The sequence below is a fragment of the Nitriliruptor sp. genome, from assembly GCF_040882075.1.
Lineage (GTDB): Bacteria > Actinomycetota > Nitriliruptoria > Nitriliruptorales > Nitriliruptoraceae > Nitriliruptor.
The window spans coordinates 4,452-17,939 of record NZ_JBBEBZ010000141.1; the positions used below are offsets into that span (position 1 = coordinate 4,452).

General features: G+C 72.2%; 12 protein-coding genes. 7 read left to right on the plus strand and 5 right to left on the minus strand.

All coding sequences use genetic code 11. From position 1 onward, the window contains the following. The first annotated feature begins 2,263 nt into the window (after positions 1-2,263). From rsmG to WEB03_RS08575, 4 genes are all read left to right on the plus strand, one after another. Complete coding sequence (gene rsmG, locus WEB03_RS08560; protein WP_368070529.1) at positions 2,264-2,881, plus strand: 16S rRNA (guanine(527)-N(7))-methyltransferase RsmG; 618 nt, start codon at positions 2,264-2,266, stop codon at positions 2,879-2,881. 307 nt (positions 2,882-3,188) lie between these two features. After that, the gene (locus WEB03_RS08565) at positions 3,189-4,328 is read left to right on the plus strand and encodes a ParA family protein (protein WP_368070530.1); all 1,140 of its coding nucleotides are present in this window, start codon (positions 3,189-3,191) and stop codon (positions 4,326-4,328) included. Beyond that, positions 4,325-5,425 (plus strand): ParB/RepB/Spo0J family partition protein, encoded by a 1,101-nt coding sequence (locus tag WEB03_RS08570; RefSeq protein ID WP_368070531.1) that lies wholly within the window; start codon positions 4,325-4,327, stop codon positions 5,423-5,425. The genes WEB03_RS08565 and WEB03_RS08570 overlap by 4 nt, the downstream gene beginning before the upstream one ends. A 49-nt stretch (positions 5,426-5,474) precedes the next feature. Beyond that, positions 5,475-5,693: a hypothetical protein gene (locus tag WEB03_RS08575; protein WP_368070532.1), complete on the plus strand. Its 219-nt coding sequence runs from the start codon at positions 5,475-5,477 to the stop codon at positions 5,691-5,693. A 73-nt stretch (positions 5,694-5,766) separates the two neighbouring features. Here the strand turns inward: WEB03_RS08575 and rpiA are convergent, their stop codons facing one another. From rpiA to WEB03_RS08595, 4 genes are all read right to left on the minus strand, one after another. Next, complete coding sequence (rpiA, locus tag WEB03_RS08580; protein ID WP_368070533.1) at positions 5,767-6,444, minus strand: ribose-5-phosphate isomerase RpiA; 678 nt, start codon at positions 6,442-6,444, stop codon at positions 5,767-5,769. A gap of 75 nt (positions 6,445-6,519) precedes the next feature. Next, the gene (locus WEB03_RS08585; RefSeq protein WP_368070534.1) at positions 6,520-7,293 is read right to left on the minus strand and encodes an HAD family hydrolase; all 774 of its coding nucleotides are present in this window, start codon (positions 7,291-7,293) and stop codon (positions 6,520-6,522) included. After that, positions 7,290-8,237, minus strand: a complete 948-nt coding sequence (locus WEB03_RS08590) for a D-alanine--D-alanine ligase (protein WP_368070535.1) — start codon at positions 8,235-8,237, stop codon at positions 7,290-7,292. Before WEB03_RS08590 ends, WEB03_RS08585 begins: the two co-directional genes overlap by 4 nt. Then, entirely contained in the window at positions 8,234-9,538 is a 1,305-nt protein-coding gene (locus tag WEB03_RS08595) for a PLP-dependent aminotransferase family protein (RefSeq protein ID WP_368070536.1), read from the minus strand. Before WEB03_RS08595 ends, WEB03_RS08590 begins: the two co-directional genes overlap by 4 nt. A gap of 116 nt (positions 9,539-9,654) precedes the next feature. Here WEB03_RS08595 and WEB03_RS08600 point away from each other — a divergent pair, with 116 nt between their 5' ends. The 3 genes from WEB03_RS08600 to WEB03_RS08610 all read left to right on the plus strand — a co-directional run bounded on the left by WEB03_RS08600 (position 9,655) and on the right by WEB03_RS08610 (position 12,139). Then, on the plus strand, positions 9,655-9,828 hold the full coding sequence (locus WEB03_RS08600) for a hypothetical protein (RefSeq protein ID WP_368070537.1): 174 nt from the start codon (positions 9,655-9,657) through the stop codon (positions 9,826-9,828). Positions 9,829-9,830: 2 nt separating this feature from the next. Next, complete coding sequence (locus WEB03_RS08605; RefSeq protein WP_368070538.1) at positions 9,831-10,580, plus strand: GNAT family N-acetyltransferase; 750 nt, start codon at positions 9,831-9,833, stop codon at positions 10,578-10,580. Positions 10,581-10,711: 131 nt separating this feature from the next. Further along, complete coding sequence (locus tag WEB03_RS08610; protein ID WP_368070539.1) at positions 10,712-12,139, plus strand: MFS transporter; 1,428 nt, start codon at positions 10,712-10,714, stop codon at positions 12,137-12,139. Here the strand turns inward: WEB03_RS08610 and WEB03_RS08615 are convergent. Beyond that, positions 12,072-13,157, minus strand: coding sequence for an N-acetylmuramoyl-L-alanine amidase (locus tag WEB03_RS08615; RefSeq protein ID WP_368070540.1), 1,086 nt, complete (start codon positions 13,155-13,157; stop codon positions 12,072-12,074). The two genes, WEB03_RS08610 and WEB03_RS08615, sit on opposite strands and share 68 nt — an antisense overlap. Positions 13,158-13,488 lie beyond the last annotated feature (331 nt).

The following is a 13,488-nucleotide window of genomic DNA, read 5'->3' on the forward strand; positions in this document are numbered from 1 at the left end:
CCCCCCCCCCCCCCACTCCGCCGCGAACGGCTGCCGCCCGGTTCCACGTGGAACCGGATACGAATACCCGCTCTGACCTGCGAGAACGCGCCAGGATGCGATGTACCGACGTCCTCGCGGCCGTAATGTCTCGGTGACGGTTGACACGGGACCTACCGGCACGCCTGCGCGCTTGCTGCACGCTAGATGGCGCCGCGCGCGCCCGTGACGCGCCGCCTGAGGCCGAGGTGAGGAGCGGGGCGGGGCACCGGGGGTGTCGACCGGACGACGCTCGTCCCATCGATCCGTCCACCGCATCGCTCCAGCGGCGCGAGTCGGGCGGTCCGTTTCTGATCTCGGCCCCGAGCCCACGCACCGGCGCGACCGCCTCGGCCGGCGGGCCGGACCGGGAGACCGTCAGACAACTCGAAACTCGACGAGTACCGGCTGGGGACCGAGAGTGGACGGCTCGTCGCGTCGACCGACGCGTGCCGAGGTGTCCTCGCATGCTGGACGACTGCCGGTGCCGGCGTGTGTGTGGAGACCCGTGACCACCGCGGTCACCGGTGCGCGGAGCGCGAGACCGAGCGCGGCGTGGGCTCGGCGCGCGGTCGGGTTCGCTCGAGCCCGGAGTTCCGGGCACGAGCGGCACACTGCCGCCTGGCCGGGAGCGCGGGCGCTCGGCCATCGGCGCACCACGCGCGGTCCGCACCATTCGTGTCGTCGGAGCCGCGTGCGGTGACTCCGACCACCGCGAGCCTCTCCGCGAACCGAGGCACCAGCGTCGGCTCCGCACGCCCTCTCCGATCCGCGAGTACCCTTTGGGGACGCGCGTCGGTGAGGACGCCGATCGGCCCGGACGGACGCTCGCGCTTCTCAGTGCCATCGATCCCCATCCCGCCGTGGGCCCGGATGCTCGCGGCTCCGGCACGTACGATCCTGGAAGGTGCGGCGCCCATCCATCGCGGTGGCGAGGCGGTCGGTCGCCGCGGGCCACGGAGCTCCGAACGTTCCACGTGGAACCTTGCTACGGTCAGCTGGCGGCCTGCCCGGCGTCGCGTGACGGCGTCCTCCTGCTCGACGCGTGATCGCCCACAGAGGCACCGCGGCCTATCGATCGCGCCTGTGCGCCCGCACTCACTGGAGCCGACGCGGGAAGGGGTCCTAGGCCGCTGTAGGCGCTGCCTGTGCTTGATCAACGATGTCACGGCGATCATCCCGAACTCGAGTTTCAGTGAGCGCTGCCTGACGTCTTCGCTGACGCTTCGACGCCCGCGGTCGCGGCGGTCCGACGAGGACCAGGAGCCGACGCCGACCCGGTTCGCCGATCCCGGTCTGCGGGCGCGCGGCGGAGCCTCGGTACGCGGATCTCGGAGCCACTCCGGCGTTCGGCCCGGCGCGACCTGGCTGGCTGTTCCACGTGGAACGCTCCAGCTGAGGGGCCTTCTTCCGCGGAAGAAAGGACCCCTCAGTCGTCCGGGATCCAGGTCTGACGCGGGTATCCAACTCCTGGGGTGTGATCTCCGCAGGCCGGCGGTCGTGCGGCTTCTCGGAAGGGCGGGGGCGATCGCGGCCGGGTGAGCCCACCGGATCCCACCGATGCCAGCATCTTGCTGTCCGTTGACCAGCTCGATGCAGCGGGACGCGCATGTTCCACGAGGAACGTCACGCTGCGGCTGGAGGGAGGGTGCGGCCGCGTCGGACGGGTCGATAGCGGTGCGTCGAGCCGAACCGCGGCCGATCACCAGGTCCCCCGCCAAGCGATCGGTGTCAGCTGATTCGAGCACCTGCGCGCCGTCCCGCTGCGCGCCGTCTCAGGCGTGGGGGTGCTGGGGAGACCACCGCGCACCTGGTGCTGTGGGCCTGGAGAAGCGATGGGCACGGCGATCGCTGCCAGGACAAGCAACGATGCGGTGCACGTGGTCACCGTGGTCGATCAGATTCGTGGGGAATCACTGGTGGCGGTGCCTTCTCCACCGTGTCCCACCTCGTGTCCGTGCTCAGGCGACCGGCTGGTTCCTGCTCCTGCGGCAACGGGTTCCACGTGGAAGCCGTCTGCTCGCGCTCGAAGGTCTTGGTCCCGCCGCGTTCCACGTGGAACGTCGAGCCGCACTTCGTGAAGTTCCACGTGGAACAGGGCCTGGGACCGGACCAGGGTCACAGCCGCTGGCGGCAAGATGATCGCTGCACCACAGGCTGCGCGGCGGTCCCGGGCCCGCACCAGGATGGCCATCCCCTCAGATGAGCCCGCCGACGCCTCGCTGGAGCGGCTAGGGTCCTCTGGGTGATCAACCTCCCGGATGCCACCGAGGAGCGCCTCCAGCGCTTCGCTGCGCTCGTGCGCGGGAGCGAGCACAACCTCGTCTCGCGTCGTGCGAGGGAGGAACTCGAGGATCGCCACGTGCCCGAGTGTGTCGCCCTCGCGGGCATGCTGCCTCAGGGTGCCCAGCGGGTCCTCGACATCGGATCCGGTGGTGGCTTCCCGGGGATGGTCCTCGCCATCGTGCGGCCCGAGCTGGACGTGCACCTCCTGGACTCTACCGCCAAGAAGACGACCTTCCTCGCGGAGGCGGCGGCGGACCTCGGGGTGGATGTCACCGTCCACACGGGGCGGGCTGAGGATCTGCAGCACGGTGACCTCGCGGGTACGTTCAACGTGGTCACCGCTCGGGCCGTGGCGCCGCTCGATCGGTTGGTCGCATGGGCGATCCCGTTCCTGCGTCGCGGTGGGGTGTTCTACGCGGTCAAGGGGGAACGGTGGGCGCAGGAGCTCGAAGCTGCCAGGTCCGCGATCACGCGTGCCGGAGCTAGCGTCGTCGCGACACCCGAGGATGTCCCCAGCGGCTCGACATCCGACGGGGACCACCAGCCGCGCGTTGTTATGCTCAACCGGGTCAGCTGAGGAGCGGTGCATGGTCAGGCTCGGGTGGGGCGGACGGTCCCGGCTGTCGCGGGGCGTCGGCGACCGTGCCGCGTGGACGAGCTTCCAGCTCGTGGATGCGACCGGACCGGAGTCGCCGCCGACGCCGGGTGCATCGCCACCCGGGTCCTCGGATGTGGGGGACCTGGGTGGGATTGGCGGGAGCGACGAGGTCCCCGCGAACGCCCCTGCCGACACCGGGGACCCGGAGCGCAACCCCGTCCCCGGGCTCGCCAACCTCGAGCTCCCTGCACCTCGTGAACCGAACGTACGTGCGGATAAGGGTGCGGTGATCGTCGGGATCGCCAACCAGAAGGGCGGGGTCGGCAAGACGACGACGACCGTCTCGCTGGCTGCGGCTCTCGCGCAGCGGGGTGTCCGGACGCTCGTCGTGGATCTCGACCCCCAGGGGAACGCCACGACGGGACTCGGGCTGCGGGCGGAGGAGGGTGATCCCTCCACGTACAGCGTCCTCGTCGAGGACGTGGCCGTGCTCGACGCGGTGCAGACCACGCAGGTCGACGGTCTCGACGTCCTGCCGAGCTCGCTCGATCTCGCTGGCGCCGAGGTGGAGCTCGTCCCCGCGTTCTCCCGTGAACTCCGGCTGCGTCGGGCCCTGGAGGCCGTCGGCGACCGCTACGACATCGTGCTCGTGGACTGTCCGCCCTCGCTCGGCCTGCTCACGATCAACGCGCTGGTGGCGTCCCACCAGGTCCTGGTCCCGATCCAGTGCGAGTACTACGCCCTCGAGGGCCTCGGACAGCTGATGCGGACCGTGCAGCTCGTCGGGGACAACCTGAACCGCGAGCTCGAGCTCGGGGGCGTCGTCCTGACGATGTTCGACGGGCGCACCAACCTGTCGCAGCAGGTCGTCGATGAGGTGCGCGCGTACTTCGGCGACAAGGCCTACCGCACCGTCATCCCCCGTACCGTCCGTCTGTCGGAGGCTCCGAGCTTCGGACAGCCGATCACGGTGTTCGACCCGTCCAGCCGCGGCGCCCGGTCCTACCAGCGGCTCGCTGCGGAGGTCATCGAGCGGCTCGGGCTGCCATCTGACGCTCCCGACGAGCCCCACGAGGGTCTGTCAGCCCTCGACCGGCTGCTCGGCGGTCCGGCCCTCGCTGCCACCGAGGTCCCAGCTTCGCGCGGCACCGACACCGATGCTCCACCCGCCCCGGGCGTTGCTTCCTCACCGCCCACCAGCGAGCAACCCGCCGCTGCTGCTCCCTCGCCGCCGGGCTCACCCCCGCCCCCACCACCACCACCCCCGCCGCCGGCCCAGGCTGACCGGCCGCCCCCGCCGGGCGGATCGGCAGCTCAGGCACCGTCGTGGTCGGACGCGCCGCGCGAGGGGACCGACGACGACCGTGAGGGGCCGGCAGCCGCCGGGCCCCCCTCCGCACCGCACGCACCGGAGGGACAGCAGTGAACCGACGTGGTGGTCTCGGCCGTGGCCTGGCAGCGCTGATCCCGCCGGGTGAGGGGGGGGCGGTCGGCGCGAACCGTGCCAGCCTCGCTGAGATCCCGGTCGATGCGATCGAGCCGAACCCGCAGCAGCCGCGGGAGGTGTTCGACGACGAGGAGCTCGAGGGGCTCGCCGCCTCGATCCGCGATCTCGGGCTGCTGCAGCCCATCGTCGTGCGCCCGACGGGCGAGGACACCTACGAGCTGGTCGCGGGCGAGCGGCGTCTGCGCGCCTCCAAGCGCGCGGGGCTCGAACGCATCCCGGCCGTGATCCGCCACACCGAGGATTCCGCGCTCCTCAAGGAAGCGCTGGTGGAGAACATCCACCGCGTGCAGCTCAATGCCCTCGAGGAAGCCGCGGCCTACCAACAGCTGCTCGAGGACTTCGACTTCACCCAGGACGAGCTCGCCCAGGCCCTCGGCAAGTCTCGCCCGTCCATCTCGAACGCGCTCCGCCTGCTCCACCTGCCACAGGGTGTGCAGCGCCGGGTCGCCGCTGGGGTGCTGTCGGCGGGTCACGCCAAGGCGCTCCTGGCCCTCAGCGACGACCCAGACACCATGGACAAGTTCGCGACCCGCGTGGTCGCCGAGGGCATGTCGGTCCGTGCCCTCGAGGAACTGGTCCGCCTCACCCTCCTCGAGCCCGCCGATCCCGCCCGGGTCCGCGACAGCGGCAAGGCCGGCCGGCTGACGGCACCGGGGCTCGTCGAGCTGCAGGACGACCTCTCCGACGCGTTGCGTGCCCGGGTCCGCATCTCGATGGGCTCGCGCCGAGGCAAGCTCCAGGTCGAGTTCCAGTCCGTCGACGACCTCGAACGGATCGTCGGTGTCATCGCGCGAGGCCTCGAGGAGCCAGCCGCGGCGACCGCCGGGTCGAGCGAGCCAGCCACGGCCCCGGACCTGCCGGAACCGGTGTCGTGGACGGATCGAGAGCCCCAGGAGGACGTCGGGACGACCGCCTCGGCACCGGTGTCGGCCGATGACGATGACCTCGATGACCTCGACGATGACCTCGATGACCTCGACGAGGACGAACTCGAGGCTCTCACCCGGCCCGACTGACACCCGCGAGCGGTGTCGGCCCGCTCGATCCGACGACGAAGGAGCGGTGGTGCCACACCACGAGGAGTTCGCTGACCCCGTCGTCGTCCCGGGGCCGAACATCCGCAGCCGATCCGTCGACACCGAGGCGGTCGAGGAGGACACCGCCGCGCTGGTCGAGGACCGCGAGGCCCGGTTCTGCCCGACCTGCCACCGGGTGCTGCCGTCCACGGCCCTCGTCTGCCCCGACGACGGTGCTGCCCTCACCGACCTGCCGCCTCCTCGCTGATCCTGCGACGCGATCCCACCGCGAGCCACGACGTGCGCACCAACCGTCCGGGCCAGGCGCGGGGCTCGCCGGATCAGCCGGTAGGTGGTCCGAGGCGCTCGACCTGACCGTCCTCGCGACCGAGCAACGCCTCGGTGGCCAGCTCGACGAACAGGCCGGTTTCGGCGACCCCTGGCAGCAGGGCGATCGTGACCTCGCTCACCGCCGGGTCCGACAGCCCACCGACCGCGCGGCAGTCGAGGATGGCGTTGCCGTTGTCGGTGCGGTAGTCCCCGTCGCCTCGGACGCTCGTCTCGAAGCCGAGATCCTCGATGCTCCGGCGGACCGGCCCGAGCGCGAACGGGACGACCTCCACCGGGATCGGGAAGCTGTCCCCGAGCCGCTCGACGACCTTGTCGGGGGTCGCGATGACCACGAACCGGTCCGCGAGGGACGCGATGACCTTCTCGCGCAGCAGCGCCCCGCCGCCCCCCTTGGTCAGGGTCAGGTCCCGGGTCAACTCGTCGGCGCCGTCGACCGCCAGATCGAGCCGGACCGCGTCCTGCGGGTCGACCAGTTCGATACCGAGCTCACGGCACCGTTCCGCCGTGGCTTGGGAGGTCGGCACCCCCCGCACGCCCTCGAGCCCCCGTGCTGCGAGCGCGTCGAGGAAGTGGGTGACCGTCGACCCCGTGCCGAGACCGAGCACCATGCCGGCCTCGACCAGGTCGGCCGCTGCCACCCCCGCCGCGCGCTTGCCCGCGTCCGCCACCGTCGCTCCGTTCCACGTGGAACCACACACGTGTGGTTCACCACCCGGACGCGGCTGCGTCCGGGCCTTCCGGTCTCAGTCGTCCCGCCAGCTCGACAGCAGCAGCGGCAGCTCACCGAGACCCTCGAGCACGATGTCGGGTTCGACGTCGTCGGGGAGGTCCTGCAGGTGCCCCCAGGGGCCGCGCGTCAGCCAGCAGGTCCGAAGCCCCGCGTCGTGGGCCGGGACGATGTCGTTGTCGACCCGGTCGCCGATGTAGAGCACCTCGGCCGGGTCGGTGAGGTCGCAGCGCCGCAGCAGCCGGACGAAGAAGTCGGTATCGGGCTTCTCGGCCCCGAGTTCCTCGGAGGTCACCAGATCGTCGCACGGCAGGTCGAGCGCGGTCAGCTGGGCGCTGCGGCGCACCGGCTGGTTGCCCGCGATCACCACGCGGAAGCCGAGCGCGCGCAGTTCGTCGAGGCACGGGCGCACGTCGGCGTGCAGGTCCTCCTCGCGGAAGCCGCCGTAGCGGCGCTCGTGCTCGTCCTCGAAGTCGTGCCAGTCGACGTTGGGCGCGATCGCCGGGAAGACCACCTCGTGGTCCTGACCCTGCACGATGGCGGCACCGAGGACCGCGGCGAAGGTCAGCGGCGTGACCCCGAGCAGCTCGGCCCAGCACGACCACACTCGGGTCTCGTCGATCAGCACCTCGCCGACGTCGAACACCACGACGCGGGGGGCGGTCCCGTCCGGATCGGGCGTGCCGCCCGCCGCGACCGCGTCCTCCAGCTCGTCGAAGGGGTCCGGCGGTGCGTCCAGGTCGGTGAGCGGGACCTCCCTGGTCTCGGGCGAGGGGCCGGGATCGCTCACGCGCGTCCCCCACCGGCGTTGCCCAGGGCGAGCTCGACCAGCGTCTCACACAGGTCGGCGAACCCGAGTCCATCAGCTTGCGCCGCGAGCGGCACGAGCGAGGTCTCGGTCAACCCCGGCGAGGTGTCGAGCTCGAGCACGTGCGGCTCCCCGCTCGCGTCCACGATCAGATCCGCCCGGCAGATGTTGCGCCCGCCGATCGCGTGCTCGGCGGCGACCGCTACCTCGGCGCAGCGGGCCGCAACGGCGCCATCCAGCCGGGCGGGAGCGTGGAACTCGGTCGCCCCGGCGGTGTAGCGCGCCGCGAAGTCGTAGCGTCCCTCCTTCGGGTGGATCTCGACCGCCGGCAGCGCGCGACCGTCGAGGACGGTCACCGCCACCTCGGTGCCGGCGACGAACGATTCGATCAGCACCGCATCCGCATACGAGAAGGCGCCCACGATGGCCTGCGGCAACCGCGCGGCGTCCTCGACGATGGAGAGGCCGAGCGAGGATCCGCCGGTCGCTGGCTTGACGACCAGCGGGGTGCCGAGCGCAGCGGCCACGCGGTCGACCACGGCGACGGCGCCCATCTCGCGGAACGCCTGCTGGGAGAGGGTCACCCGGTCGGGGACGGTCAACCCGGCGCGGGCGTACAGGCCCTGCGCGATCGGCTTGTTCCAGGCCAGCGACGAGGCGAGGACGTCCGGGCCGGTGTAGGGCAGACCCGTCAGCTCGAGCAGCGACTGGATGGTGCCGTCCTCGCCGGCGGACCCGTGCAGGGCGAGGAAGACGACGTCGAAGCCGCCCTGCTCGAGGTTCGGGACGAGGTGCTCGTCGACGTCGAGCCGGGTGACCCGGTGCCCGCGATCGCTGAGCGCGTCGGCGACGCGACCGCCGGAACGCAGGCTCACCTCGCGTTCGAAGGACAGGCCGCCCGAGAGGACGGCGACCGAGCTCGTCACCTGGGTTCCTGACCTCGTGGAGCGGGGGGATCGGTGGGCCGCCGACGCAGCGGCGGGGCACCGTCGGCACCGTAGACGGCGTGCACGAGCTCGAGCTCGTCGTGGAGCAGTTCACCGAGTCGCGACACGCCCTCGCGGATCCGATCGGGGGAGGGCTGGCTGTAGCACAGCCGGAGCTGGTCGCCGCCGGTGCCGTCGGCGTAGAACCCGCGTCCGGGGACGAACGCGACCCGGTTGGCGATGGCCTTGGCCGCGAGGTCGTCGGTGTCGATGCCGGCCGGGACGGTCATCCACACGTAGAACGCGCCGCTCGGTCGGGTCCAGCTGACGCCCTCGGGCATCTCGGTCTCGAGCGCACCGAGCATCGCGTCGGCCTTGACCCGGTAGAGGTCGCGGAACGCGTCGATCTGTTCGCGCCACGGCTGGCTCGCGAACCACTCCTCGACGACCATCTGGGTCAGCGACGAAGGGCACAGGTCCGCAGCCTCGCGCAGCAGCACGAGCTTGTCGCGCACCGGGGCGGGTGCGGCGATCCAGCCGGTCCGCACGCCGGGGGCGAAGGTCTTGGAGACGGTGCCGACGTAGATGGTCCGCTCGGGCACCAGCTCGCGGATCGAGGGGAAGGTCTTGCCGGCGAAGTCGAGCAGCCCGTAGGGGTTGTCCTCGAGGATCATCAGGTCATGGCTGTCGGCGAGCTCGGCCAGCCGCTGGCGCCGCTCGATCGACAGCGACACCCCACCCGGGTTCTGGTGGTTGGGGATGACGTAGACGTACTTGGCCCGCCTGCCCTCCCGCTGGAGCTGTGCCAGCAGTTCCTCGAGCAGATCCACCTGCATGCCGTGCTCGTCGAGCGGCACGTGGCGGACGTCGGCCTGGCAGGAGGTCAGCGCGCCGATACCGCCGACGTACGTCGGCCCCTCGGCGATCACCACGTCACCCGGGTCGACGAAGCAGCTGGCGACCAGCTCGAGCGCCTGCTGACCCCCGACGGTGACCACCAGCTCGTCGGCGTGAGCCGTGAGGCCCTCCTGCGCCATGACGGCCACGAGGTGCTCGCGCAGCTCGGGCCGCCCCTGTCCGATGCCGTACTGCAGGGCGGTGCGGCCGCTGTCACGGATGACGCGGCTGACCACCTCCTCGACGGCGCCGAAGTCGAGCGCCTCGATGGCCGGGTTGCCGCCGGCGAAGGACACGATCTCGGGCCGCGAGGCGACCGCGAACAGCGCGCGGATCGCCGACGCGGACATCCCACGGACCCGAGCGGCGTAGCGCTCGAGGTAGGGATCGGTGTCGAGCCGCACGGGCTGCCTGGTCCTGTTGGTCGTCAGACCGGCGGCTGTCCCTCGGCACGAGGGTCCCCACCGGTAGCATCGAGCACGAGCGTACGGGAACGGCGCTCGGACACGCGGAGGGCCACGTGGAGCAGGTCGAGCACGTGATCGAGCCGGTCTCCGACCCCGCACGTCGCGTCGCGGCCGGCGGGTGGCGGCGAGCCGTCGTCGGCATCGCGCTCGGGGTCGCCGCCGGCGCGCTCGTGGCCGCGGTCAGCCCGCGCGACCACAAGGGTGAGCACACCCTCCCGGAGCGCTGACCGTGTCGCGCCGGCTGGAACCGCTGACCGGGGACTCGGTCGACGAGTTGCCCGGTCCGTGCGCGTCCTGTCTGGTGTGGGAGCTCGGTGCCGCCACCCCCTCGCCGCGGGTCATCTCGTCGGTCGCGGTCGGTGTCGCCGGGAGCGAGCCGGCGCCGACCCAGCCGCAGGTCCGCAAGCAGGCGTGGGTGTCGGCACTGGTCCAGGACGGCCACCCGCCGGGTCGGCTGGTGCGGATCGACGGCGAGGTGGCCGGGTACGCGCTGTTCGGCCCCGCCACGGCCTTCGCGCGGCGGCGTCCACCCTGCCCGCAGGCCTCCAGCGACGCGCTGCTGCTCGCCACGATCTCCATCGCCCCGCACTGGCGTGAACGCGGGATCGGGCGGCTGCTCGTCCAGGCTGCGCTCAAGGACGCCATCCGGGCGGGTGCACCGGCGGTCGAGGCCTACGGCGACCGTCGCTGGCTCGAACGCGGCTGCGTCCTGCCGGCCACGTGGCTGCTCCACGAGGGTTTCGAGGTCCACCGCGAACACCCGCGGACACCGCTGCTGCGGCTGGACACCAAGCGCACCGTCCGCTGGGCCGAGTCGCTCGAGCACGCCCTCGAGGAGATGCTCGGCGCCCTGCCTCGCCGCCTGCCGCAGCCGGTACGCGAAGGTGGCCGGATCCCGAACGGCGTGCCCGAACCGAACCGGACCGATCCGCACCGCAGCGTGCCGCTCCCGGACGGCACCACGCCCGACGAGCGGTAGGCTGCCCCTGTCTCTCGACGTCGAGACAGCTGCTCGGACCGCTCGGTCGCTGGTGGCTGGACCCCGCACGTCCCACCGGTCGCCGGCGTCGCCCCGGCCCCCGGTGCCGGTCGCCCGCGACGGACCCGCTCGTGCGCAGCTACCTCGATCTGCTCGCCTCACCTGATGCCCGCTGGCCGGTCATCACCTCGACGTTCTCGCGTCTGACGCCGGGGATGATCGCGCTGGCGCTCGTGCTCGCCAGCCGCGACGCCGGGTACTCGTACGCGATCGCCGGGCTCGTCACCGGCGCGCACCAGATCGGCGTGGGGCTCGGGTCACCGTTCCAGGGCAAGCTGGTCGACCGGTTCGGGCAGGGCGTCGTGCTCGTCCCCGACGCGGTCGGGTACGCGCTCGGCACCGGGGTGATGGCCCTGCTGCTCGGGATGCGGGCACCGGTCTGGGCGCTCGTGCTGACGGCCGTGCTGACCGGGACGGTCTACCCCCCGACGACCGCGTGCGCCCGGGTCGTGCTGTCCCGGCTGTTCCCGACCGGGCCGCTGCGCGAGACCGCCTTCGCGGTGTCGTCGATCGCCGTGGAGCTCGGGTTCATCGGCGGGCCGATGGCGGCCACGGCGGTCGCTGCGCGCTTCGGTGGGCGTTACGCGGTCGTGATGGCGGGTGTCTTCGCGCTGGTCGGTGCCCTGGCGTTCGCCGGGACCCGGGCGTCCCGTGGGACGGCCCGGCGCGACGTGGCCGCGACCGGACGCGGTGGGGCACTACGGGCTCCCGGCGTGCGGGTGATGGTCATCGCGCTCGGGTTCGTGGCGGTCGTCTTCGGTGCCATCGACGTGGTGTTGCCGGCGGTCGCCGAGTTCGCCGGCCGTCCGGAGGCGGCGGGCTCGCTCGTGGCCGCGATCGCCGGCGGCAGCCTCGTCGGCGGGCTGATCTACGGCGGCCGGATGTGGCCCGGGACGCTCCGGGACCGGCTGCGCGTGGTGATCGTGGTCCTCGGGCTGTCGCTCGCACTCGTGCCGCTCGCCCTGCCGGCGCTCGGCACCTTCGCGGTTGGGCTCTTCCTCGGCGGGCTCTTCCTCGGACCGACCACCATCGTGGCCTTCCAGCTCATCGACGACCTGTCGCTGCCCGGTACCCAGACCGAGGCGCAGTCCTGGACGCAGTCGTCGGTGGTCGTCGGCGTCGCTGGCGGTGCCGCTCTTGCCGGTCAGCTCGTCGAGGCAGGGTCGCCGTCGTTGGCGCTGTGGGCTGGTGCCGGCAGCGTCGGCCTCGGCACGCTGGTGGTGTTCCTCGCGGCGCGCCACCTCGTGGTCCCCGACACCCGGGTCGCAGGTCGGCCGATGGCCCCCGCCGACGAGCCGGGTTCGGGTGACCTCGATGGCGGGGGTGGACCAGGTGACGGTCCGGTCGTCGGCACCCCGGCGACCCCGGAGGACGCCGGTGTGCAGGTCGGCCTGACCGACGAGGTGGTGCGAAGCGCGTTGGCCGAGCGCGTCACGCTGCGGTCAGGCCCTCGCCGACGAGGAAGCGCTGCAGGGCGTCGACGAGCGCCGAAGCGATGAGCATCTGGTAGCTCGGCTCGAGGAGCCTCCGGCCCTCCTCCGGGTGGGTGAGGAAGCCGGGTTCGACGAGCACCGCTGCGGCTCGAGACTCGCGGAGCAGCGAGGTGGTCGAGGGGTGCGTGCGGCAGTTCGGGGTGTCCGTCGCCGCGCAGATGCTGTCGACGGCGAGCTGCGCGAACAGCCGGCCGTGCTCGGACACGTACCCCTCGGTCCCGAAGTAGTACGCGGCGGCGCCTCGCGCGGACCGCGAGTCGACACCGTTGGCGTGCAGCGACACGATCGCCTCGACGTCCTCGGCGTTGGCGAGCTGAGCCCGGTCCGACGGCGTCGGCGAGGTCGCCGGACCGCGAGCCAGCACGACGTGGGCGCCGAGCGCGGACAGCCGCCCTTCGAGCATCGACGCGAGCGCCCAGGTCACCTCGTGCTCCGGCGTCCCGTCCGGTGCGGTGAGGCCGGGTAGCTCGGGGCTGTGGCCGGCGTCGATCATGATCCTGGCGCCCGCGATCGAGGACCGCCGGGCCGGGCGACGGAGCTGTTCTCGCTCCCGGACGGCGTACACCGGCGCCGATTGGTGGGTCCGGTGCAGCCGCTGGAGCAGGTCGACCGACCCCGGACCGGCGATGCCGTCCACCTCGATGCCGACGTTGAGCTGGAACTCGCGGACCGCGTCGAAGGTCTGGGTCCCGAAGATGCCGTCGTCGTACCCGGCGTCGAACCCGAGCCGGTTGAGGCGCCGCTGCAGGTCACGGACGTCGTCGCCGATGAGCGCCGGTCGGGTGACGTAGAGCATCCGGTTACCGAGGCGGTAGCCAGCGGCCACGAGCGACCGCCACGTGTCCGGACCGACGATCCCGTCGGCCTGCAGGCCACGCTGCTGCTGGAAGGCTCGGACCGCCGCGACGGTGCCATCGTCGAAACGTCCGGCGTCGTCGGGGTCGCAGCTGAAGCCCACCGCCGACAGGCGACGCTGGACGTCCTCGACGTCGGGTCCGACCGACCCGTGTTGGATGGCGATCACGGCCGCGGAGCGTAGAGCCTCCAGCTGAGCCGGACGCGGGCCGCGCGGCCGGTCCCGTCTCCGCCTCAGCACGGCTCCTTGCGTGGTTGTGAAGCGACAACCCCGGGTGACACCCCCATCTCGCTTCACGATCACCGCCAGAACGGGACCGACGCTTCTTCCGCGGAAGAACCCACGTGGCCACGCCCGGCGATCGTGCACCCGAACGACGGCCAGGACGTCACCCCGCTGCACGCACTCACCGTCCCGACCCGGAGCGTGCACCGGTGAGACCTCGTCGACGTCACCTCGGTGCACGCACCCGAACACGAAGGCCGCCGGGAGCGCTTCC